At 62.8% G+C, this 23,639-nt stretch carries 17 protein-coding genes; 3 read left to right on the plus strand and 14 right to left on the minus strand.

The window, feature by feature from the left end; genetic code table 11:
* Nucleotides 1-109: 109 nt before the first annotated feature.
* The 3 genes from CUJ91_RS10955 to CUJ91_RS10965 form a co-directional block, all read right to left on the minus strand.
* Nucleotides 110-877, minus strand: coding sequence for an SDR family NAD(P)-dependent oxidoreductase (locus tag CUJ91_RS10955; RefSeq protein ID WP_053858327.1), 768 nt, complete (start codon nucleotides 875-877; stop codon nucleotides 110-112).
* A gap of 204 nt (nucleotides 878-1,081) precedes the next feature.
* The gene (locus CUJ91_RS10960) at nucleotides 1,082-1,996 is read right to left on the minus strand and encodes a LysR family transcriptional regulator (protein WP_107706620.1); all 915 of its coding nucleotides are present in this window, start codon (nucleotides 1,994-1,996) and stop codon (nucleotides 1,082-1,084) included.
* Between the two features lie 726 nt (nucleotides 1,997-2,722).
* A complete protein-coding gene (locus CUJ91_RS10965) occupies nucleotides 2,723-3,175 on the minus strand; it encodes a DUF2934 domain-containing protein (RefSeq protein WP_029970754.1) in 453 nt (150 codons plus the stop codon).
* Between the two features lie 776 nt (nucleotides 3,176-3,951).
* On the opposite strand from CUJ91_RS10965, the gene CUJ91_RS10975 reads away from it, so the two are divergent.
* The gene (locus CUJ91_RS10975; RefSeq protein WP_035570457.1) at nucleotides 3,952-4,209 is read left to right on the plus strand and encodes a DUF1488 family protein; all 258 of its coding nucleotides are present in this window, start codon (nucleotides 3,952-3,954) and stop codon (nucleotides 4,207-4,209) included.
* Between the two features lie 581 nt (nucleotides 4,210-4,790).
* Here the strand turns inward: CUJ91_RS10975 and CUJ91_RS10985 are convergent.
* From CUJ91_RS10985 to CUJ91_RS11010, 5 genes are all read right to left on the minus strand, one after another.
* Nucleotides 4,791-4,997, minus strand: a complete 207-nt coding sequence (locus CUJ91_RS10985; RefSeq protein WP_029970752.1) for a hypothetical protein — start codon at nucleotides 4,995-4,997, stop codon at nucleotides 4,791-4,793.
* 160 nt (nucleotides 4,998-5,157) lie between these two features.
* Complete coding sequence (locus CUJ91_RS10990; RefSeq protein WP_053858329.1) at nucleotides 5,158-5,571, minus strand: type II toxin-antitoxin system HicB family antitoxin; 414 nt, start codon at nucleotides 5,569-5,571, stop codon at nucleotides 5,158-5,160.
* 390 nt (nucleotides 5,572-5,961) lie between these two features.
* A complete protein-coding gene (locus tag CUJ91_RS11000) occupies nucleotides 5,962-6,405 on the minus strand; it encodes a hypothetical protein (RefSeq protein WP_029970750.1) in 444 nt (147 codons plus the stop codon).
* A gap of 78 nt (nucleotides 6,406-6,483) precedes the next feature.
* Entirely contained in the window at nucleotides 6,484-15,090 is an 8,607-nt protein-coding gene (locus tag CUJ91_RS11005) for a glycoside hydrolase family 94 protein (RefSeq protein WP_114156214.1), read from the minus strand.
* Between the two features lie 920 nt (nucleotides 15,091-16,010).
* Complete coding sequence (locus CUJ91_RS11010; RefSeq protein ID WP_107706616.1) at nucleotides 16,011-16,655, minus strand: hypothetical protein; 645 nt, start codon at nucleotides 16,653-16,655, stop codon at nucleotides 16,011-16,013.
* 478 nt (nucleotides 16,656-17,133) lie between these two features.
* On the opposite strand from CUJ91_RS11010, the gene CUJ91_RS34805 reads away from it, so the two are divergent.
* Both CUJ91_RS34805 and CUJ91_RS35110 read left to right on the plus strand, forming a co-directional pair.
* Nucleotides 17,134-17,331, plus strand: coding sequence for a DUF2254 domain-containing protein (locus tag CUJ91_RS34805; protein ID WP_258196059.1), 198 nt, complete (start codon nucleotides 17,134-17,136; stop codon nucleotides 17,329-17,331).
* On the plus strand, nucleotides 17,321-17,431 hold the full coding sequence (locus CUJ91_RS35110; RefSeq protein ID WP_006051418.1) for a DUF2254 domain-containing protein: 111 nt from the start codon (nucleotides 17,321-17,323) through the stop codon (nucleotides 17,429-17,431). Before CUJ91_RS34805 ends, CUJ91_RS35110 begins: the two co-directional genes overlap by 11 nt.
* Nucleotides 17,432-17,537: 106 nt before the next feature.
* Here CUJ91_RS35110 and CUJ91_RS11020 read toward each other — a convergent pair whose 3' ends face one another.
* The 6 genes from CUJ91_RS11020 to CUJ91_RS11045 all read right to left on the minus strand — a co-directional run bounded on the left by CUJ91_RS11020 (nucleotide 17,538) and on the right by CUJ91_RS11045 (nucleotide 23,623).
* Nucleotides 17,538-18,230: a phosphatase PAP2 family protein gene (locus CUJ91_RS11020; RefSeq protein WP_107706615.1), complete on the minus strand. Its 693-nt coding sequence runs from the start codon at nucleotides 18,228-18,230 to the stop codon at nucleotides 17,538-17,540.
* Between the two features lie 331 nt (nucleotides 18,231-18,561).
* Nucleotides 18,562-18,867 (minus strand): hypothetical protein, encoded by a 306-nt coding sequence (locus tag CUJ91_RS33995; RefSeq protein WP_132384534.1) that lies wholly within the window; start codon nucleotides 18,865-18,867, stop codon nucleotides 18,562-18,564.
* 805 nt (nucleotides 18,868-19,672) lie between these two features.
* Nucleotides 19,673-20,479, minus strand: coding sequence for an ABC transporter permease (locus tag CUJ91_RS11030; RefSeq protein ID WP_107706613.1), 807 nt, complete (start codon nucleotides 20,477-20,479; stop codon nucleotides 19,673-19,675).
* Nucleotides 20,476-21,234: an ABC transporter ATP-binding protein gene (locus CUJ91_RS11035; protein WP_107706808.1), complete on the minus strand. Its 759-nt coding sequence runs from the start codon at nucleotides 21,232-21,234 to the stop codon at nucleotides 20,476-20,478. The genes CUJ91_RS11030 and CUJ91_RS11035 overlap by 4 nt, the downstream gene beginning before the upstream one ends.
* On the minus strand, nucleotides 21,231-22,547 hold the full coding sequence (locus CUJ91_RS11040; RefSeq protein WP_107706612.1) for an acyl-CoA thioester hydrolase/BAAT C-terminal domain-containing protein: 1,317 nt from the start codon (nucleotides 22,545-22,547) through the stop codon (nucleotides 21,231-21,233). The genes CUJ91_RS11035 and CUJ91_RS11040 overlap by 4 nt, the downstream gene beginning before the upstream one ends.
* Nucleotides 22,544-23,623 (minus strand): ABC transporter substrate-binding protein, encoded by a 1,080-nt coding sequence (locus CUJ91_RS11045; protein ID WP_107706611.1) that lies wholly within the window; start codon nucleotides 23,621-23,623, stop codon nucleotides 22,544-22,546. The genes CUJ91_RS11040 and CUJ91_RS11045 overlap by 4 nt, the downstream gene beginning before the upstream one ends.
* Nucleotides 23,624-23,639: the final 16 nt, after the last annotated feature.

Here is a 23,639-nt window from a genome sequence, read left to right on the forward strand (position 1 = left end):
GCGCAATGCCGTCGGAAAATGACCGTCGGCAGTTAGCTGCGCTCAGTTGACGCTATTCGAAATCGAAATGCACGCGCCATTCGAATAGCGTTCAACAGGGCCGCCCGCGTCAGGCAATCCATCCGCCGTCGACTGTCAGGCTTTCGCCGGTCGTGTAGCCTGCTTCGGGGCTGGCGAGATATGCGACGGCCGCCGCGATTTCTGCGGGTTTGCCGAAACGGCCGACGCTCGCGAGCTTTACCATCGTCGCGTGATCTTCCGTGCCGGGCTGCGGAGCAAGTTCTGTATCGATCGGGCCGGGCTGAACAGCATTCACGGTCACGCCGTATTTGCCGAGTTCACGCGACAGCCCGCGCGTGAAGCCTCTGAGAGCGAACTTCGACGCGATGTAGAGCGTCACGCCAGGCAGTGGCGCGGCTTCGCCAAAGGCCGAACCTACGTTGATGATGCGCCCCCAGCCAGCCGCGACCATGCGCGCCGCCGCGTCTTTTGCCAGTTCGATCGGCGCACGAACATTCAAGTTGAAGTGCGTGTCGTACGAGCTCTCCGAAGAATCGAGAAATGGTCCGTACTCGACTGTGCCCGCGTTGTTGACAAGGATGTCGAGCCGCCCCTCGAAACGGCCGCCGAACGCGCCGTTCAGCGAGTCGACGAGGCTTCTGACGCCTTCCGGTTTCGACAGGTCGGCGCCCACAGCTTCAGCCTCGCCGCCGGCATCGCGAATCTCGTTGACGACTGCTTGGGCGCGCTCCGCACTCGACGCATAGTGAACGATGACGGATGCACCATCGCGCGCAAGACGTGCCGCAATGGCTGCACCGATTCCGCGCGAAGCGCCGGTAACGAGGGCGAGTTTGCCTTTCAGAGCTTGAGTCATGGTTTTCCTCAACGGGTAGGTTTTGAATCGGTTCTCCCGCAGGAACTGCAGGAGAGACCGCTGCATCAGAGCCAATCTGTGATGCATTGGTTGATGCGTATCCTCCGCTCAGGCGGCGTCGTACGGTAGTCGTGGCCGAGGAATAGCTCCTATTCCTGCGGCAAGGGAACAGGTCGGGGCGAATCGAACCGGGCTGCACTGCGGCTAGGCAATCGGGTCGTCGCTGGATTTGTGCTCATTGAGAATGTGCTCGACGAACGCGACGAACGCGCGCGCTTTCGCTGTCGTCATACGCCCGGCGGGAAAAACTGCCCACAGGTCGATGGTGGGCAAGGTCCAGTCAGTCAGGACGGCCTGCACCGTGCCGTCCGCGAGTTCAGGCGCGAACATCCATTCCGATGCGACAGCAAGGCCCATGTGAGCGAGCACTGCCGTGCGCATGCCTTCAGCCGCGTTCACGCTGATTCGGCCGGACAGGGTCACGGTTGAATCAGATCCATCATCGCGGCTGAACAACCATGATTCACCGCCGCCTCGCACGGAATAGACGACCGCCTGATGCCGGCCGAGCTCGACAGGTGTTTGCGGAACTCCGGCTTCCGCGAAATATGACGGCGTGCCGACTACGACTCTCCGCCCGCTCGCGATGCGACGCGCAGTCATGGACGAGTCGTCCAGCGTGCCCATACGCAAAGCGACATCGACGCCCTCTTCCAGTAAATCGACGGACCGGTCGTCAAGCACGATGTCGATGCTCAGATTGGGGTGTTGATGGAGGAAAGACCTTAGCGCCGGCAAAACGTGCAGCCGGGCGAAGGTGACGGCCGCGCCTATGCGCAGTTGCCCCGACAGACCATCGGAAGACTCGCGCACGGCCTGTTCGGCTTGATCTGCCTCATGGATGGCCCTGAGCGCGTGCTCATAGAACCGCTGCCCGGCCGCCGTCGGCGCCAAGCCACGAGTCGATCGTAATAGCAAACGGGCGCCCAGACGTTCCTCCAGTTGGGCGACCGCCTTTGAGACAGCTGGCTGACCTAGCTTCAACCGACGGGCGGCGGCAGAGAATGAACCCGCATCGACAACCGTCACAAAGGTTTCCATCGTCACCATGCGGTCCATGCGCATCCTCCTGGCAAGCTTGTCGGCGAAAATGCGCAGTGTAGCGAAACGGCGAGCAGCTCAGGAGGACATGTCAGTACCGTTTCCGATACCGACAGTTCCATCAGGTAATCAGGTATAGCCCAGACCGTGCAGCCCCATGCCGGACAATGGTGTCAGGGCGCAATTTCGCAGGCGCCCCCGACGCGCTGCCGCCTATCGCGCCGTCACGAGATCAAAGGCACGTAATGGAGCGGTCCGATCGTCGAGGCGAACTTTTCGGGGACATCAGTTCGGCCATTGCCGGAACTCAGGTGACGATGTCCGTGAGGCAGTTGTAGATCGGGCCCCTGCCGTTCGTGTATCAATTGGCCCAATGCAGGGTCCGGATGTCAGCGAACGCGTGCTTTCGGACCCGAAGCGGTCGTCGGGCCCGTCCTTACCCGAAGGGCGCTTTCAAGCTATAACGGCCATTCTGACGGTCATTTTGGTCGGCGGGTCATCGGGGTCGTTGCAGCCGTTCGAGTGTCGGCCACTGTTAGCGGCCTCGACTCTTATGTCAGCCTTTCCCCGTTGTCGCCGCGGCGCTCACACGCACCCGCAGCGAGAGGCCGCCGTGGCGATCGATATCAATGGTTCGGCGATGCAAGAAGACCGATCCGCCCGACCTGGTCGAAGGGGATGTCTGCGCATGCCGCCTCGGTTCTCCTTTTCGCTACGCACCGGACGGTCCAAGGGTGATCGGAATCACTGAGCCTGGAAATCCACAAGCCGACGCCAATACTCATCCTGTCGCCCCTCGGGACTTCCTTCCTGCTGCCACAGAACGTAGGCGCGCTCCCGAAGATGCTGGTCGAGAGCGCGATGCCAGTATTCTTCCGCACGTCCTTCAGGGCGCCCGTCTTTCTCCCAGAGCAGATAGGCGCGTTCCCGAACAGCCTGCTCCAGGCCCGATTTCGTTTCCGAGTCCCTCAAGAAGTCATCGCCGTAGGGAGCCATCTGACCGCCCCGGCTCGTGTGCATCCTGGCCGTCAGGGTACCGAGTTCAGCGTCCGGCACAAGCCGGCTGTGCGCTGCTGCTTCCAGCGCCTTGGCCAGGTATTCGGAGTCGTCGGCGTTGCCCGACTCGCCCAGCGTAATCGGGTATGTGTGCAGCACAGTGCCGCTGCGGTCTATTACGTCAACCAGTCGCTCGATCATGATCGTCTTCCAGGTGTTTTCGTTGGGATGGAGGGGCCAGCCCATTGTCGGCCCCGGACCTGCACCGCTTGGGACGCCAATAGCGGCCCGCACAACTTGAACGCGTATCATGCCTGGCGGTAGGCCCGCACAAGGCCATTGGGAAGAACCTCCGTCAGCGCGCTGCATTCAAACGCTATGACAAATTGCACACGGACCGGGGAAGTTTCCGAAAGAGCAGGCTTTTCAGCTTCTCGTCGCAGGTGACAGGAAGTGCGCAATTTTCATGCTGGACCCGGACGGTTTCATCAGAACGTGGAATGCCGGCGCCAACGCTTCACGGGCGATGCTGCCAGTGAAATCATCGGCCTGCACTTTTCGTTTTTTTGAGGGAGCATGACCGCGCTACCAACCGCTGAGCAGCAGGTCAATACGAATGGTATCGACTGGCGCTCTCAGTCCGAGCGAATTTTTCTATGCGGACCTGCATAACGTTTCGGAAAACTGAACGCCAGGGATGCAGGTAAATAAAGACGTCGATGCCAGCCAAAGGGTATACAGTGGGTAGACCGGTCGTCCATGAGCGACCTCCAGCTTAGGAGCCCCATCATGCGATCGCAATTCAAGCCCGCTTCTGCTGCAATTGGCAGGGAGAACGAGTACGCCGCCGAATGCAGGACGCGTGCTCATATACTCGACGCAGCGGATGCTCTGAGAGCAGAGAAAAGACGCGCCAGTTACGCCACGATCGACTCCAACGCCACTAAGTGGCGCTACTCGGCCGTGTACGAGAAAGACTGATCGCGGTGCTTAAATTTCCCAACCCCAGCCGTAGCTACGATGCCGCCCGACATTGCGTGTGTTTCTGGGGGTACGACGATTCGCGCGAGATCACCTTCATGATCGACGACGCAATGCTCAGAAATCTGCAACCTGGCGTTGGGTCCGACGAGCGTTCGCTGCTTGGTGCCTTTGACGAGTTTCGTGAAAAGGTTCTCGAAATCGCAAACAGGCAGTATGTCGGCGGCCCGCAGAACCGGTATTCGATTTCATGATCTACAGCCCTGTCGCGAGAATGTTTCCTCATCTGTGAACACCGGCTTCGTGCAGGAAGCGCGCATGGTTTCGACGCCATAGTTCGCCAACCTCCCGCCTGGAATAAGACCCGTACCAAGATATGCGCTGGCCGGAACTGCAGCGCCCGGGCATGTGCCGGCTCGCCCCCTCTCCGATTTATTTCTGACGCATCGCGGTTCATCCCGGCGACCGTCGGGCGGTGGCCTTGCCTGATATCAATGCGCGCTCGACTTCATTGAATACGTTAAGCAGTCGGGTTACGCGCCTGGTGCCGTCAGGAAGCAGACTCTGCTGCAGCGATAGCGACGAGACTCGACGCTGCCAGTACGCTAGCGCCAGGGGATTTCCGTGCACAAGTAACGGAATGATCCGTTCGAGATGCGCCAGATCTCCTTCGAATTGGTAGCGCGACATCAGGATCCTTGCAAAGGTGATTCGGTGTCGCGGATCAGCTCTTTATGGGCCGCGCGCTCTGCGCGCTCCCGTACCAGCGTGTGAGGCGTCCCGAACGTCTCACACGAGCCATTGATGGCTTTACGCGCATGGCTTCAAGTCGAAATCAAGGTCGCATAAAGCCGCCTCCAGCACCCAGCAATTTCCTTGCGTGCCGGATCCACTGCTTCGGCCCTCTGTATTGAGTGCCGTCGACAACCCGCTTTTCATCTTCGGGGCCCACGGGCATACCATCATCCGTCGCATTCGCCGCGGCCTCTCTCTGTTTCCTGCTTTCTGCCAGTTCTTCGGCATTTACCTGGTCATCGATCATGATGCACTCCTGCTATGGAAAAAACTGGTTCGCCATCAGGTGGTCGGCGTCGCCCCGATAGCGGGACGACGCGACCCATCGCAAGGTCGGGTTTTGAATGCTGACGCGGTCGTGGCGCGCGATGGAAGCCGTCCGCGAACACCCACCGTAAAACCGGCATCTAGGACAATTGCCCTTCGTCCCGGTTTCCAAGTTCGTGCACGGCAGCCAGCGTAAAGAACATGGAGCGCGTCGAGTGTCGCCCTTTTGCTGCAGCATCCACTCGCTGCAGCAGACTCTCGGGCAGACTGAATTGAACGCTCACAGCTTTCGAGGTAACCCGCGTCAGGTTGATCTCGACGAACATCCAGATCCCTTGCCCATCGTCCATGTCGAGCGATTGCAATTCGGATGTACTGCAGGTTGGAGCGGGTATGAGTTGCTCGCTGCGGTCATACATCAGTTCGACAACCTCTTGCGCGTTGCGTCTCAGCTTATCGAACGAATGGCCGCTCGCAACTGCTCGGGGAAGATCGGGAAAACTGGCGCGAAAGCCGGCAGTTCCGTCACGGTGCACATAAAGCGGATATTGCATGACCTGCTCCACTCAGCTGCGTGCTGACTCGCATGCGGTACGTCATAGCGTACGAACGACGGGAACTGCCTGGGTCCTTTGGCATACGGATCACGATGCAGAAGGAATGCGTGGTGAGAGTACGTACATAGCTCGTACTCTCTGTATTCGATAGTGGAGATGGTCATGATCGCGCGCTCCTTAAGCGATACTGACCGTCATGAACCGATACCTGTCCGGATGCGAAAAAGGGCCGTCAGGTACATCTGGATCTTCACCATGCGCTCATGGCCGTCGAAAAGCAAACTAAATCGTGACAGTGTGAAAGGAAAGCGTGCGTCGCGCCTGCATCGCCGGGACGGCCTGCTCATGCAGGTCCAGAAAGCCCGATTATCAATGACGGACAATCGGCTAGCATGCTTCGAAGCGCTGCCATTTGAATGATTCGCTCAACACGTGCACTACCATGCCATCAACCGGCATTGAGTCAACCGAGCCGCACCACGCGGCAGGATACGCCTGCTGCAATTTCCCAACGGCATACAAGGCCGCCCAGACTTCGTGGGTCATCTGTGCTTTTCGCCGCAGCACTTCGCCGGCGTACAGGCGTTTAACATCGCATCCATACCGCACGAGCCCGCCGCTCGCCACGTAAGTCTCACGCATCGTCAGACGGCGCACCGATTGCCCAGTCTCATGGCACTCGTCGCCGGCGGTTTGCTCCCAATGCTGATTACGCGAAAACCACAGTACAGGCGTCCCGGTGGGCTCGGCCCCGATGCCGCCGGGGATGAGCATCCCGCTTGCGCTGATCTGCCGGAACTTTTGTCCCGTGGTGTAGTGCCATGCCAACATCGTTTGCTCCGGTCGGATTTGCCTGTCATTACCACTATTCGTCTCCTGTTTTCCTTTCGGAGCACGATGCGTGCTTCGTCACGCGACGTACGCGCCCGAGTTCACGTCTTCCCTTACGCGGAGACAAAGCGAAATCAGGCGCTTGTGCGAGCCGGCATCGAGCGGTACGCGCACCCGTCCATCACCACATTCGAGACTCGCGCCGTCGAGCACCGCGCGCGTCACATCGAGCTCGTCAGCGGCTTCGACGTGAATCTCATACCGCGTCGAATCCATCGTCACCGTTGCTTCAAACCCCGGCCACGTGTCCGGAATACACGGATCGATCACAAGAAAACCGCCCTCGCGACAAATCCCGAGAATGCCCTCGACACCCGCCCGGTACATCCATCCAGCGGACCCCGTGTACCAGGTCCAGCCACCGCGCCCGGCGTGCGGCGGCACGGAATACACATCGGCGGCGACGACATAGGGCTCGACCTTGTAGCGGTCGACTTCTGTCGGCGTACGCGCATGATTGACGGGGTTAAGCAGTGAAAACAGCGCGGCGGCCTTGTTGCCCTCGCGCATTTTGGTGAACGCGAGGATCGCCCACATCGCTGCGTGGCTATACTGCCCGCCGTTTTCACGCAGCCCCGGCGGATAGCCCTTGATATAGCCTGGATCGTGCGACGTTTTATCGAATGGCGGCGTGAACAGCAAAGCAAGCCCGTCTTCCGGACGGATCAGGTGCTTTTCCAGCGAGGTCATCGCCAGCGCCGCGCGGGCGGGATCTGCCGCGCCGGACAGCACCGCCCACGACTGCGCGATCGAATCGATCTGGCACTCGTCACTGTCTTTTGAGCCAAGCCACGTGCCGTCGTCGAACGTCGCCCGGCGATACCATTCGCCGTCCCATGCTTCATGCTCCAGCGCCTCGCGCACCGAGCCCGCATGCGCACGCCAGCGTGCAGCATGCGCAACGGAAACCGCATCGCGCGATTCAGCCAGCGGGGCAAACAATTCGATCGTCCGCAACAAGAGCCAGCCAAGCCAAACGCTTTCTCCCTTGCCGTGCGCACCGACGCGGTTCATGCCGTCGTTCCAGTCACCCGTGCCGATCAGAGGCAAACCGTGCTCGCCGGTCAGTTCCATACATTGATCCAGGCCCCGCGCACAATGCTCGAACAGCGACGCTGATTCATCCGCGACCATCGGCTGGAAGAACGCATCGTGCTCGCCAGGTCGCAGTGGCGGTCCATCGAGAAACGGCACGATCTCGTCGAGAATCGCGACGTCACCCGCGCAGCCAATGTAAGTCGCCGTCGCGAACGCGAGCCACACGCGGTCATCGGAAATCCGCGTGCGCACGCCTTGCCCCGACTGAGGCAACCACCAGTGCTGGAAATCGCCTTCGATGAACTGCCGCGCCGCAGTGCGCAACAAATGTCGCCGGGCCTCGTCCGGCTGCGCCAGCGTCAACGCCATGCCGTCCTGCAACTGATCGCGGAAGCCATACGCGCCGCTCGCCTGATAGAACGCCGAGCGTGCCCAGACGCGACATGCGAGCGTCTGATACAGCAGCCAGCCGTTTAGCATCAGATCCATCGCGCGGTCGGGGGTCTTGACCTGGACGGTGCCGAGCACGTTCTGCCACTGGGTCGTCACCTCGGCGAGGACGGCGTCGAGGTCGGCCTTGCGATAACGCTCGATCAATGCGCGTGCGTCTTCGACGCACGCGCACTGCCCCATGAACGACACGACTTCGACGGTCTCACCCACGCCCAGCTCAATCACGCGCTGCAACGCCGCGCATGGATCGAGGCCCGCGCCGGTTGCGCCAGACAGCGGCGCGTTGCCGGTTAGCGCGGCGGGTGCCGCAGTCCGCCCGTTGCGGCCGAGAAATTCGGTGCGGTCGGCCGTCCACGAGGTCTGCCGGCCGCCCAGGTCGGCGAACGCGACTCGCCCCGCGAACCCCATGCTCCACGGATTGCGCGCCAGCATCGCGCCGGTAGTGGAGTCGATTTCCGTCACGATGAAGGGTCCGGATGCGCCGCGCGATTTGCCAAGCACCCATTCCATCCACGCCGTCACGGACAGACGGCGCGGCATGCCGGACAGATTGCGCAACGTCAGCCTCGAAATCTTCAGTGGGTCGGCGAGCGGCACGTATTGCAGCAAGTCGAGCGCGATGCCATTCGCCTCGTGTTCAAAGCGGCTATAGCCATGCCCGTGACGCGCCACATACGTCCCGCCGTCGCGGATTGGCAACGCGGTGGCGCCCCATACATCGCCAGTGACTTCGTCGCGCACATAGATGGCTTCGCCGGCCGGGTCTTCGACGGGGTCGTTCGACCACGGCGTGAGTTGGTTCTCGCGGCTGTTTTCGGCCCAGGTGTAGCCGCTGCCTTCCGCCGCGACCTGAAAGCCGAAGCCGGAGTTGGCGATCACGTTGATCCACGGCGCGGGCGTGGTCGCGCCCCCCACGAGGACGCTCACGTATTCCCGGCCGTCTTTATCGAAGCCGCCCAGACCGTTGAAGAACTCGAGCCTCGACGCAACCGGCGAAAGCGCGCGAGGCGGATGAGGCGCCGCGGGCCATGGCGACGACATCGGCGGCTTCTGCCGGCGTAGCGCCAATGGCTGTCCCGGCGACTGCGGCAAGCGCGCGAGCTGGTCGGCGATCGAACCGCGGCGCGCAATCAACGCGACACGCGCGACCGATTGCAGCAGCGCCCGCGCCTCCACGCTCATCAAATCGGCGCGCAGCGTAAAGACCGCTCCTTGCGCGAGCTCTTCGCCGATACGCGGCCGCAATTGGCTGCTGCGCACGGCTGTCTCGATCGCACCCTGCAACTCCTGGATATAAGACGAAGCCCGTTCGTTGACGATGACGAGATCGACGTCCAGCCGCTTCATCCGCCAGTACTCGTGCGCCCTCAATAATTGCCGGACTTGCGCGATGTCCTCGACGTCATCGATACGCAGCAGCACGATCGGCAGGTCGCCCGAGATCGCGTGCGGCCAGACTCCGGACTGAGGACCTGCTCCTCGAACGATCGTGTCCGACGGCGCCCTGAAACGCGCATCGGCGTAAATAACCGGCGCGGCGAGGCGTTGAAAATCCGCAGCCTCGTCGGCTTCGACATCGAGATGACGCAACTGCACCTGAGCCTGCGTCCAGGCTAGCGTTTTGGCGCGGTCGAACGCGTTGCGGTCATGGTGTTTGTCGACCAGATCGAGCAACAGCGCTCGCGACTCGGCCACTACTGTCCAGAACGTCACGCGCGCGACCTTGCCCGGCGGCACCAGCACGCGATATCTGAGCGCAAGGACCGGATCGAGTACGGTCCCGGCAGTATTGCTCAGCGGCTGATCGTCGAAGATCGCTGCCGCCGTGCCGGCGTTGCGCCCGCGTCCCAGAAAGCGCGCGCGATCCGATTCGTATTGCGGCTCGGCAACGATCTCGCCGTCGACAACCGCGAAATGCGCAGCCCACAGTTGTCTTTCGTCGTGCGAACGCAGACGGCGCGTGGCCACCAGCGCGCCGAACTCCGCAAGGTGCTCGGTCTGGACAAACATCCGTGAGAAGGCGGGATGCGCGTTGTCGGCAGCCGGCGTCGCGAGCACGATTTCCGCATAGGATGTCAGTTCGATCTCGCGCGCGCGGCGTCCACTGTTGGCCAACGAGACGCGGCGCACTTCACCGTCTGCTTCACCGGAAACCAGTACGTCCATCGTCGTTGTCAACGAGCCGTCGCGGCGGATGAATTCAGCATGGTCCTCGCCGAACACAACCTCTTCGTAATCGGCAGCGCTATCAGCCGGCTTTGCGCCCGCCGACCACACGTGGCCGCTCTGCGTGTCGCGCAGGAAGATGAAAGAACCCCAATCGTCGCGGGTTGCGTCTTCGCGCCAGCGCGTCACGGCGAGATCGCGCCAACGGCTGTAGCCGGCGCCGGTCGCAGTCAGCATGACGGCGTAGCGTCCATTCGACAGCAGGTGTGTCACGGGCGCCGCGCCGGCAACGGCCGACGCTGTGAGGCGCCGTACGGTCGGCGGCACGACGCCGGCGACCGTTGCTGACGTTTTCACTTCTTCGGCACGGGGATGCGCGACGGCGACATTGCGCGGCATACGCTCCTGCAGCAACAGTTCGCTGGCCTGGATCATGGGTTCGCGATGAAAACGTGCCCGCATCTGCGCGTCGAGCAACGTGTTCGCGATCGACACGATCGTCATGCCCTGATGATGGGCCATGAAATTGCGCACGATCGCAACATCCTCGTTCTCAGGTAGCCGCGAGCGGGTGAAATCGAGTGCTTCGTAGAAACCATAGCGCCCCAGCGCGCCGAGCGCGGCGAGTCGTGCGTAGTTCTCTCGCGCGGCTAGTGGGTCGACCATCGCGGCTAGCCCCGTTGCATACGGTGCGATCACCCGGTTCTCCGAAAGCCCTCGCTTGAGGCCAAGGCCGGGCACGCCGAAATTCGAATACTGGTAGGTAAATTCGATGTCGCGTGCGTTGTACGCCGATTCCGAAATGCCCCACGGGATGCCAAGCGAACGCCCATACGCGGCTTGCCGTTCCACCACCAGGCGGCTTGTCTGCTCAAGCAGGCTGCCGACCGGTGCACGCATCACCAGCGAGGGCATCAGGTATTCGAACATCGACCCCGACCACGAGATCAGCGCCGAGCCGTCACCGACCGGCGTTGCAGCGCGACCGAGGCGGAACCAGTGGCGCGTCGTCACGTCGCCTTTCGCGATGGCGAACAGGCTTGCGAGACGCGCTTCGGACGCCAGCAGGTCATAGCAGTTCACGTCCAGGCTGTTGTCGGATTGGGAATAGCCGATCGACAGCAGCTTGCGTTCCGGATCGAGCAGGAATGCGAAGTTCATGTCGAGCGCCATCGCCCGCGACGTATCGGCGAGCGACTTCAGGCGTGCCTGCAGAAACTCTGGTGCCGCGATGAGTTGTTGCCGGTCGCGGGCATGTTCGACCAGGCTTTTACTCAACGCATCGATCCAGAACATCAGGTCGGCAGAACTATCGCCGCCGCCGGCGGGCACGAGTTCACGCGCTGCCTTCGCGGCCTTTTCGGTCAGCCGCGTGAGCGATGGCGACAGCGCTTCGAACGCCTGCGGACCGTGCAACTGCTTGCTGATCTCTTCGAGGATCGCAACCAGTTGCCTGCCATGTTCACCGCCTGCGGCGGGCAGCGTGTCGATGGCTTCACGCGCGAGTCGCAGGTTATCCATCAATCCGGACCGCGCGGCCGGCGCGAGCAATTCATGCGGCCACTCTTCGCACGCGTTGGCGAGAACGATCAGATGACCGGCCAGATTGCCGCTATCGACCGACGAAACATACGCCGGTGCCAACACCTGGAGATCGAGCGTCCCGTACCAGTTATAGAAATGCCCCTTGAAACGCGTGAGCTTGTGCATCGAAGCGAACGCCGCTTCGAGCCGTTCGACGGTCTCCGTCGTCCCCGCCCAGCCAAAATCCCGCGCAGCAACCGCCGACAGCAGATAGAGCCCGAGGTTGGTCGGCGAGGTGCGGTGCGCGACGACCGGCTTCGGATCTTCCTGGAAATTATCGGGCGGCAGCATGTTCTCTGCCGGCGTAACGAAGGTCTCGAAGAAACGCCACGTGTGTCGCGCGATCAGGCGAAGGCCGCGTGCGTCCGCGTCCGCCATCGCGAAACGCCGCGCGACGGTCGGCGACCGGCTCGACCACAGCGCGAGCGCCGGCGCGGCGAGCCATAACAGCGCAAACGGCAGCACTAGCGGCCAGTGCGAGGGTGCGAACGCGATCGCACCAGCCGGCAGCACAAGGCCGAGCGCGACACCGCCTTTCATCTGCCGATAAAAGCCGCGCAAGTCGAGGCGGGGGCTGCCCTTCGACTGGGCGGCGGTGGTCCATTCGAGCAGCCGGCGATGCGTCACGAACAGCCGTATCAGCGTGCGGAGAATCGCATCGCCCATGCGCCACGCCTGGTCAGCGAGGAACGCGGTCGACAGAACTGTTTGCAAGGTTGCGAGCCGCACATCGGCGGCCAGCACGTCCAGATGATTGCGCAGATGGATGCCGCTGCGGCGCGGCAGGATCGCGAACAGCGTCGGCAGGAATGCGGGAATCGCGAGCGCGCTTAGCACCAGCAGCGAGCTTGCCATTCCGGCGTGGATCGGCATCAGCCAGCATAGGCCGAGCGCGGCGACCATGAAGGGAGCGAGCAGCGAGCGGCGCAAATTGTCGAGCATCTTGAAGCGGCCGATCGACGGCATCGCGTGTCGGTCCCGGCCGCGATAGCCGACGATCCACGGCAGCAATTGCCAGTCGCCACGCGTCCAGCGATGCTGGCGCTTGCCGATCACGTCGTAACGCGACGGCACTTCCTCGACCACCTCGACATCCGACGCGAGTCCGGCGCGCGCAAAAATCCCTTCGAACAGATCGTGACTGAGCAGCGCGTTTTCGGGCACGCGTCCACGCAAAGCCGCCTCAAACGCATCGACGTCGTAAATGCCCTTGCCGGTATACGACCCTTCGCCGAACAGGTCCTGATAGACATCGGACACCGCCGCCGCGTACGGGTCCATCCCGCCGGGGCCGGAGAAGACGCGCTGATGCAGTGACCCTTCCTGCCCGACGGGCAGCGATGGCGTGACACGCGGTTGCAGGATCGCGTATCCGTTGACCACGCGTTGATCGGCGTCGCTAAACGTCGGCCGGTTCAGCGGATGCGCCATCTTGCCGATCAGCCGCAGCGCGGCGTCGCGTGGCAGACGCGTATCGGCGTCGAGTGTGATGACGTAGCGCGCCTCGGGCGGCACCTGCGGTGCACGGCCGGCGATCGACACAAAGGTCGTATCCGTCGCACCGCGCAGCAGGCGGTTGAGTTCGTGCAGCTTGCCGCGCTTGCGTTCCCAGCCCATCCATTTGTTCTCGCTCGCATTGAACACGCGGCGGCGATGTAGCAGCAGGAAACGGCTTCCGCCGGGGCCTGGCTCGTAACGGCGGTTCAGCTCGTCGATCGCGCCGGCGGCCACGGCGAGCAGGTGTGCGTCGTCCGGCAGCACTTCCTGATCCGCATCGAGCCCGTCCGCGAGCAACGCGAAGGACAGGTCGCCACCGGCTCCCGCGAGGTGATGCACTTCGAGGCGTTCGACCTGCTCGCGCAGATCGGCTTCGCTCGTCAGAAGCGTCGGCACGGCAACCAGTGTGCGCAATGACGACGGCACGCCGGCAGTCAGTTCGAGAGCGGGCAACGTGATTGCGCCGAAACTCCATGTCACCGCGCGATTGATTAGCGCGGTCGTGACCTCGGTGACAGGCAGGAATGCGCATACGGCAAACAGCGCGAGTACCCAGGCTTCGGTACCGGGCGGCGCTAGTGTGGATAGTGCCCACAACGCGAGCGCGAGTAACGCCAGGGCGAGCGTCAGGATTGTGGCGACATAGCCGTGGATGCCGAGGCGGACGTTGAGGCGCGTGATCCGCAGACGCGCAGGCGCCCGGAATCCGATCGCCCGCTCCAGTGCTCGCCGGCCCTCGGCGATCAGGTGATAGCCGGGGTCGCCGGCGCGTTGCGCATGTGCGCCATCGCCTGCTTCCAGCGCCGCCACCCGGGCCGATTCCAGCGCTAGTCCGGCGACTTCGAGTTCGGTGAAAGAAGAGCCGCGCGCCAGTTGCTCGATCGCGCTGCGATACAAGTTGCGCGTCGGGAAATCCATCGTCGGAAAGCCGCTGTCCGCGCGCAACCGCGCGTCGACAAGACTCACGCTCTCGAACAGTTCGGTCCAGTCGATGTCGGAAATCAGCCGCATGCTGGTGATCACATTGCGCACGGTGACGTTCGACGCGCCCTGCCGCTGCTGTGCGTGTTGCACGACTTCATCGACAGAGACGCCCTGAAGCTTGAGCCGCTCTTCCAGCCAGCCAAGTGCCGGCGTGATGCGCGGATCCTGGTCACGCAGCCGTTTTGCGAGCTGTGCGGCGAACAGCTCCGACAACAGGCCTGAGGAGCGCGTGGAAATGTCCGCTTCGAGCGCCGAACGGGCACTCCCCGATTCGAGCAGACGGTCGGTGAGTGCATCGGCGTCAGCGCGTGCGCTGCGGCCAGCAGTAATCTGGTCAGTCAGGCGTCGCAGGTTCTCGATCAGCACGATGCGCAACGTGATCGCCACGGCCCACAATTCGCCGATTGTCAGCGGCTGAATCCGTTGATACGCGCTGATGAAACGCCGCAGGATCTGCGGGTCGACGTGGCTGTCGGTATGCGCAACGAACGCCCACGCAATACCGAACACGCGCGGATACCCGGCGAACGGACCTGCGGCAAGCTTGGGCAACTGACGGTAGTAGCCGGGCGGCAAGTCGTCACGAATCTCGCGGATCTGCTCCTCGACGAGGTGATAGTTGTCGAGCAGCCATTCCGCGGCGGGCACCACGCCCCGGCCGCGCTCCAGTTCTTCGGCGCTCGCGCGGTAGGCCGCGAGCAGGACCGCGGCATTATCGTTCAGTCTCGTGTGCAGCGATAAAACGGCAGGCGGTGTCTTCGTGACCGGTTGCGCGGCAGCGAGGCTTTCCGCATGTTGCTCGAGCCGTTCGACGCCGAACAGCTCTTCGCGCACCGGCGCGGTGTCGGTCCACGGCGCCGACGGCGAACGATGTCTCGCGACATACCGGAGGATCGTTTTCACAGGCGCACTTCCTGCGGCGCCGATGAGTTCGGCCGGGTGGACCGGTCGCGGTGGCGTGTCATGTTAGCGGCGCGCACAGCGCTTGCCGTCGGGTTTGCCATCGTAATAGCGACCGACGGCTCATCGAGTTGGAACATGATCGGATCTTCCTTCGGCGAGGCCACACCCCACCTTCGCCTGCATGCACGCCTGCGGGATGTGGCTTGATTCACGGTGTGGGCGGACACGCGAGGAACCGTCAGGACAACCAAGCAGCTATGCGGCTTCTGCGGAAGCGGTCGGCAATGACTCGCCCCCGCGCAAAACGGTAGCTGCCGTCGAGGGGCACACTAAATTTGGCAGATAAGCTTCGATGTGACCGGTGCCGCAATCGGCGACGGGCGGGAGCACGTATGCACAGCCCCGTCGACGCAGCTTGCGGCTGAACATACGGAAACGATGGAGCAGAAAGGACACGGATCCGTGTCCCAGGCGCCTGCTATTTCTTCCTGGCCGGTGCGCTGCCTGCGGTGGTCTTCGAGGCAAGCGCTGGGGACACGCCTACCGCAGGAGACACTACCTTTTTGGGTTGTTTGGGCTTTTTAACTTCGCGATTACCGCGCATCGTGCTCTTCGCCAATATGGTTCCCCGGTTTTGCCCGTCGCGAAAGCAACGGCCATGTCGCCCAGTGTGAACGCATCTGGTGACGCTGTCGCGATTTATATTTTTTCGAGTACCGTGTAGATGCGTTCCCGACGAGTCGGCCAACTCGACGATCGCCGGATCGTCTGGATTTACCGGCGCATGCCATGCATGCACGATGCCATCGGAGCAAACGCCCTGTCCGAACGTAGCGATAGGGTGGACCGACTAAGGGGACTCGCGACGATATCGCCGCGCTCTGTCTCGTTGCCCGTCGGTAGCTACTTTGCACCGCTACTCAGTTTTGTGTGTTTTCCTCGCAATCTTCCCAGTACCTCAGCGGGTCGTGGTGTTGTGGATAGCGTGAGCTGAGCCACGCCGACAGCCTGGTCCAATCTGGATGGTTGGTACCGGTTCGAGCCGACCATGTTGACGACCTCTCGAGAATTTGACCGGTCCCGCGATCACGGACAAGCAAGCTGCCCAGTCCGCTCGATCTGTTCGCCTGCGACTCAACAACGTACCGTGGAAGAATCCTGAGTTCCGCATCCGTGGCCCACCCGTATAAGGCACGGACCACGCCGGACGGATCTCGCAACTCTATGGGGCCGGTCTCGGGGCGAACGGCGGTCCACCCTTCCGGAAACTCCGCGACAACCTCGTTTTTGCCCTCCCTCACCCACTTCACGCGCCAGGCCCGCGCCATCGCCTCGCGCAGGCGCGAGACCGACTCGTAGCCGGTCGGCAACTCGATCGACATCGGAAGAGTAATGAGGCTGTCTTTCCAGAGTTTGGTTTCGTCGTCGACGCGCTCGACCACGTCGAACACCCCTGCTTCGAATGGGTTCTCCGGCCGGTTCGATCCTGTCGTCTTACTGACGGGCAGCCCCTCGAAAAGGCGCTCAGCATCATGGCGGGTGAGTTTTGTCTTTCCTTTCTTCATTGATTCCTCTACAGCAAAGTTGCCTCGGTAACGGAAAGCCCTGATGACCGAAGTCTGGCACCGCTTCCTCTCACGCGCGTTTGAAGGTGCTCACCATCCAATTCTGCCCCATTACACTTTTTCCCGCTTGCGCGGCGGCGCTCGCACGGCTTGTGCCGCCGTCCCTTTCGCCGGAGTCGGATGCATCGTAGCTATGGGGATTGATGATCCGGCATCCTCAGCATTGCAAGAGATTTTCGAATGCTTCTTACCCCGCCGGACGCGAGGAGGACAGAGGCGTACCGGATCGGATTGTTCATCATCGCGGCAAATCTCGCATCGTTCTGGCGGTGAATCTGGAATGGCTGGTGGCCAAGGCGCGGCGCACTGACTCAATCATTGAATTCGTACCGCAAGTGGGTGATTTCGTCGCGGTGGACGAACCCCTGTTCTATCTGTACGGAATTGTGGCGCAATCGATGAAAGGAGGCTCCGCACCCTGGTCGCTTTCGGGACGGAACGCAGCATCGAGCAGGACCCTATGTTCGCGTTTCGCATCCTGGTCGATATTGCGCTGAAAGCGCTGTCGGCGGCGATCAACGATCCGACGACGGCCGTGCTTGCCATCGACCAGTTTGCACCGACTATTGCGCGTGGTGGGCAAACGGTCTCCGCACATCGAAGAGATGGTGGATAAGTCGGGGCAGGTGCGCATGATCTTGCGGACGCCCAATTGGGAAGACTTCGTGCATATCAGTTTTCGCGAGATACGACAGTACGGCGCGGGCAGCGTTTAGATCGCGCGACGTCTGCCCGCGGCCATTGAGAATCTCGTTCAGAGCCTTCCGGAACATCGTCATGACGCGTTGCGCGTCGAATTGGCACTGCTCGATCGCGCGACCGTCAGCCTTGCACCAGGGACCGGCCGAGAACCAGTAGCTCGTTGAACTGGGTCACCAGTTCAAAACACAAAGCAAACATCACGGCATAGAAAGGCCCGGGGAATCTTTGCATCCATCCGAGGATCGGAGCTGAAAAGCGGGTCCTAATGGGGTCCCGAGTCATGCACCAGGTGATGATCACCCCAATCGCCGCCCCCGCGAGTATGTCGGTCGGATAGTGCCAGCCGAGATAAACGCGCGGCAGTAATATGACGATCGCGGTGTATAAAAGTGCGAGCACGCCGACGCCGCGTCGAACCAGGAAAATTCCCATCGCAACCGAAATCCACAACATCGCGTGGTCACTCGGAAACGAACTCCACGCGGGAAGTACGGCCGGATCGAGGCCACCTGACGGAAAATTGAAGTGCAGGTCGGGATTGAACATGGGCCGCATCCGGAATGGCAAATATCGGGCGATAAGCCTGAACACCGCGAGTGCGAGAAGACCGCTCGCGATCGTCGCGACAACCATTTCACGCTCCCATTCGCCCCGCTGGCTGGGTTTGAACCATATCCACCACAATACGGGTACGAGCACCAGGCCTTTGAATGTGTAGAGGTCCGCGATGACTCTTATCGGGTGGTTCAATACACCGCAAGTCATCGCAGTGTGCGTCAGAAAAGCCTGGATTGCCGTATCGAAAGGGTTCATCTTTGCATCTTCTCCCGATCTTCTAGTTATGGAACTGCGCAGCCAAACGTTGGATCGGAGCGATGACGAGTTCATCGATATCCGACCTCTCGAGCGTGTCGTCGCAGCACATGCTTCACACTCACAAACGTTAGCCGTCAACGCCGCAAGCCTCCTTGAGAAAGCGCGTGGCGGTCGCCGGGAGTTGCGGCAGCGCCTTACCGTTTGAGCATGGGTATATGCTCTCGACACCACGTCCGTCTGGATCCGGTGAACCTCGCATGGGGTCGTTCGCCTTTGGCTTCCAGGTCGCGCAGCCGGGCGACCACAGATGTATGGCCGATAGCGTCCTTTAGGCGATTTTTCGGCCGGCAACGTTGTTGAAGACATCCGTCGCTCTATTCTCCTCCGCGACATTTGCCGGATCGGTGTGGCATCGAACCTTCTCCGGCCGTTGGCGCTTGTTTGCCGCGCGGTAGACCAGATCATAGGAGTCGGGCGAAAAGCGTGGTTGGCGGGGCGTTGCGTCTCGCCGGGCTTCACCATGGAACATGCGGTGGTTTGGTAAAGGTACTGTCGGCCACTTCACCGGCTGCTCTCCCATCTTGGCCCGGACAAAGTCCGACGAGCGACGGCTCAGTTCGGAATCAGCAGCCATTTTCTGCGCTCCCGCGTGTCCGGCTCACGGGTTACATCTGCGCGTGCACCCCGGCGCGACACTCTCTGACGCCGGGGGAAATGGAAGATCGGTTCACATTCGAATGCCTCGCGCCGGAATGCACGATAACGATGCCGACGGCCCGAACCGCGTCAATTGCCGTCGGGCACAGGGCGGCTTCGCCGTGAGATTGAGACGATTGAGCGTCCGCACATCCAACGGCGCGAAAGACTCTTCATGGCCGATCTCTGCATGATGCCGCCGTGTGCCTGAACCCACGACCCGCGCGTCGCGCAGACGACCGTAGCCCAGCCACTTCTGCCGCTCACACCAATGCCGTATGAACGCCAGCTTCGGGACCTGGAACGGTCATCGGCGCAGTATAGCGAGGCGGTTCAAAGCATCGCGCAGTCGATGACACTCCAGGCGTCGAACCATGCGAGGCACCGGGTTTCCACTCATCCTGCAGGCATGGGGCAGGCGCTCCCCGTAGCGACGATCCGGTCAGCACCGGCGCGCAGGAACGCGAGAAGATCGGCGGCACGCAACGGCCGGTTCAACAGGAAGCCCTGCATTTGATCGCAGGCAAGTTTGCGATTCGCCGCGAACTTGCCGTTTCGGACGTCTACTTAATCAATGCCGGCATCGCGATCGGCCGGGCAGGCGTCAAAGCGTCGGATAGCGCAGTCAGCAGAGACGGCTCCTGTTTCGATAGCTCGATGACCGCGGTGGTACTCATCAGGCGTCTTCACGTCGCTCGTTAGCGAACGCCCTGTGGCTGCGCATGCACCCGCTTTGCTGAGTCTCAGCCGCCGTCCGCCTCGGCGACGGTCCGCGTGGTTCGTTGCTCCCAGAACACCACGCGGCGTTGCACAACGCGCACGGTCTGCGCGCCGCTCACGCCGATCACCGCAAGCAGCACGACGCCCGCGAACATCGTCGAGACACTCATGTTCACCGACGACGAACTGATCAGATAACCGAGCCCACGCTGCGACGACAAAAACTCGCCGACCACCGCACCGATAAGCGCGAGCGAAATGCCGATCTGCAAGCCGCTGAAAATCTCGGAGGCGGCCGAGGGCAGCTTCACATGCAGGAACAGAAACGCCCGCGACGCGGAAAATGCGCGGCACGCGTCGAGCAGATCCGGGTCGGCGCGCCGCAGTCCGTTGACCGTATTGATGAACAGCGGGAAAAAACATACCAGCACCACGAGCACGATTTTCGACGCGCTGCCGTAACCGCACCACACGAGGATGATCGGCCCGAGCGCGACTTTCGGCATCGCCTGCAGGCCGGCGAGAAGCGGAAACACGAAGCGCTCGAACATCCGCGACTCGGCCAGCAACGCGCCCAGCAGCACCGCGAGCGCGGAGCCGATCGCATAGCCGGCCAGCGTTTCGACCAGGGTCGCGCCGATGTGCGGCCACAGTGTGCCGTCCGCGAAACCGCTCGCCAGCGCGTCGAATACCTGCTGCGGTGCCGGCAGGATGTAATCGGGAATCGCGAACAGCCGCACCGCGGCCTGCCAGACGGCAATCACCACGAGCAGACTGACGAGCGGATAAACGAAGGCCGGCACCGCGGGTAACACGCGTCGGGCGGTCATTGGAAATGTCCTCTCAGATAACGGCAGGCATCGACGAACGCGGCGCTCGCCATCGTGTCGGCAGTGCGCGGACGCTCGAGCGGCACCGCGAAATCGTCGACGATACGACCCGGCCGCGCCGACATCACCACCACGCGGTCGGCCAGAAACACCGCTTCCGGAATGCTGTGCGTGATGAACAGCACCGACTTGCGCTGAGCCATCCAGATGCGTTGCAGTTCGAGCGTCAGCGCCTCGCGGGTCATCGCATCGAGCGCGGCGAACGGTTCGTCCATCAGCAGCAACCCGGGATCGTGCAGCAGCATCCGCGCGAGCCCGACGCGTTGCTGCATGCCGCCGGAAAGTTCTGCCGGATAGTTGTTCGCGAATGCGGCAAGGCCGACCAGTTCCAGCAAGTCCCGCGCGCGCTGCGTCGCCGGGCCTAAGGCAAGCCGTAGCGTGCGCGCCGGCAAAAGCACGTTGTCGAGCACGGTTTTCCACGGCAGCAGGTTCGGCTTCTGGAACGCGACACCGACGTCGCGGCCAGGCCGGTCGAGCCGCTTGCCGCCAATCGTCGCGCTGCCGCCCGTCGGCGCGATCAGGCCGGCCGCGACTTTCAGCAGCGTCGATTTTCCGCAGCCGGACGGTCCGAGCACGGCCACGAACTCGCCGTCCGCGATGCGCAGGTCGATGTCGCGCAGCGCGTCGATCGCGCCGCTGCGGGTTTGATAGCGCACCGAGATCCGTTCGGCGGCAAACGCAGCGATCGAACTCATGCCGCGCCGCTCGCCGCTTTGACGAATTCGAGCACGCGCGGCCACGACGCTTCGTTTGCGTGCGCATTGGCCGCCGCCATGCCGCCCGCTGTGATCCGCACGCCGGCCACCGGATGCGGGCGCGCGACCAACGTGGTCGGCACGTGCGGGAACAGGATCGAGTGGCCGGCGCCCTCATAGCGCAAATGCTCGACCGGATGCGCGAAGCCGCGCCGTGTCAGGTCGTCGACGATCATGTCGGCGTAACGGGTCGACGGCCAGAAGCCGTCGTCGGTGCCCGAGATCAGCAGGATCGGCGCGGCAATGCGCTCGACCGCGATCCGCGAGCGGGCCACCGCGTCGGCGTCGTCGAGTGCGGACACGAACGCCGGCGCCTGGCGGATCGGCTCGCCGGGCGCCGGTGGATGCCGGAACGCGCTCCAGTCCGCACGACGGTTGTCGTCCCACACGTGCGGCAGCGCGTTGCCGCCGAGTGTCCAGGCGACCGCGTCCGGCGCCTCGCCGACGGCGCCCGCGCGCAGCGTGCCGTGCAGCACCGCGCTCGGTACGTAGCCGATCACCGCCGATACCCGCTCCGGATACGTCGCGCCGAGCAGCAGCGCGAGTTCGCCGCCGCGCGACTGGCCGGCGACCGCCACGAAGCCGTTGCGCGGCCGAACGGTCTGCCGCAACCAGTCGAGCGCCTGCGCGAAGTATTCGAGCGGCGTGCGGGAAATGGCCGGCGGCAGTCCCGGCGCCTTGAAATAGCCAAGCGCCAGCGCCGTGATCCCGTGCGCCGCATACAACGCGGCGCGCGGCTCGTTGATCCCGCCACCGGACCCGTTGAGCACGACGACGGCCGGATGCGGACCGGGCGTCGCGGGCACGAACAGCGTGCCCACCACGCCGTGTTCGCGGATCTCGCGACGCGTCACGCCCTCTGCCACGATCTGCTGCATGAACGACGCCCGCGCGATCGCATCGGGCCCGTCGCGCACCTCGCGTGCTTCGCCGCGTGCTTCGATATCGACGTGCAACGGCGCGATGCCGTCGACGCCGGGCGCCTCCTTCACGCAGCGCATCGACCAGACGATGCCCAGCGCTTGCGCGCCGCTTCCCGCGTAGTCGCCGGACACCGGCGCGGCGGTCCGCAGATCGACGGAGCCGCGCTCGTCCGCGACGAAACGGTTGACGCTCTCCCATTCGCTGCCGTCGTGCTGCCGCTGCCGCGCGGTCACGTCGACTTCGGCGCGCGGCGCAAAACCGGACAGCACGATCGCGCGCGCCACATCGATCAGCGCGACGCGCGGCGTCACCTCGATGCGCGCGCTCATTGCTGCCTCGCACGTTCGCGCAGCGCGGCCGCGTCGAAGCGGCTGAAGTCGGCGACGAACTGGTTCGAGAAAATCTGCTCGACGGGCACGTCGCCCTTCGGGAATTCGCCGACCTTCTGCATTTCCGCCAGATTCGCCCGCACGGCCGGCAGGTTGTAGGCGCCGGGCTGGCGCGGTTTGCCGTCGGCGCCCAGCAGCACGCGGTCGAGCCGGCGCTTGAGCAGTTCGACCGCTTGCTGCAGGTTCTTTGCGTCGTCGCCTTGTGGTTTCGATTCCGGATGTTCGGCCCAGAACGCCTTCACGCAGAACGCCGGATTCGCCTGGCAGACGACCTGCGCCTTGGTGTAAGCGCGGCCGAAGCGTGCGATCAGATCCGGATGCTCGGTGAAGGTATCGCGATGCGCGATAAAACCGTTGCCCGCGGTTTCGTCGAACACGGCCGGGTAGCGGATGCGCCGGATCGGCGTACCCGACAGTTCGAGCATGTCGTCCCAACTGCTGTTGAAATTGAGCGCATCGACAGCACCGGTTTTCAGCGCATGAAAACCCGCGCCCAGCGCGCCGACCGCTACGTAGTCGACGTTGTCGCCGGGTTTGAGGCCGGCTTCGCGCAACGCCGCGCGGCCACCCGGAATCGTGCCCCAGCTCAGCGCGCCCACGCCGATCTTCTTACCCTTCAGATCACCGATCGTTTTCACCGGCGACGACGCGAGCACCGCGAACTCCATCGTGTTGGCCGGCACGCCGTTGTAGAAATAGCGCACGGGTAGCGGCGTGCCGCCGTTCAGATAGCTCGACAGCACCGGCTCCGCGGTCGGATAGCCGAATGTGATGCGCTTGCTCGCCACTTGCGGAATCAGCGCGCCCGCGCCCTGGAACACGATCAGCTTCACGTCGAGCCCTTCTTCCCTAAAGAGCCCGAGTTTGCCGGCGGCAGCGTACGGCGCGCCGTCGTGCACGGCCGGCGGAATCGCGAGACCGACCGTGACCTCGTCGAGCGCGTGCGCGCTGACGGCGTCGAGAAGAAGGAACGAACTGCAAACGAGCTTAAGCAGCGTAGCGTGAAGTGTTCTCATGCGTGGTTTCATTTTT

It is taken from the genome of Paraburkholderia graminis (assembly GCF_003330785.1).
GTDB lineage: Bacteria > Pseudomonadota > Gammaproteobacteria > Burkholderiales > Burkholderiaceae > Paraburkholderia > Paraburkholderia graminis.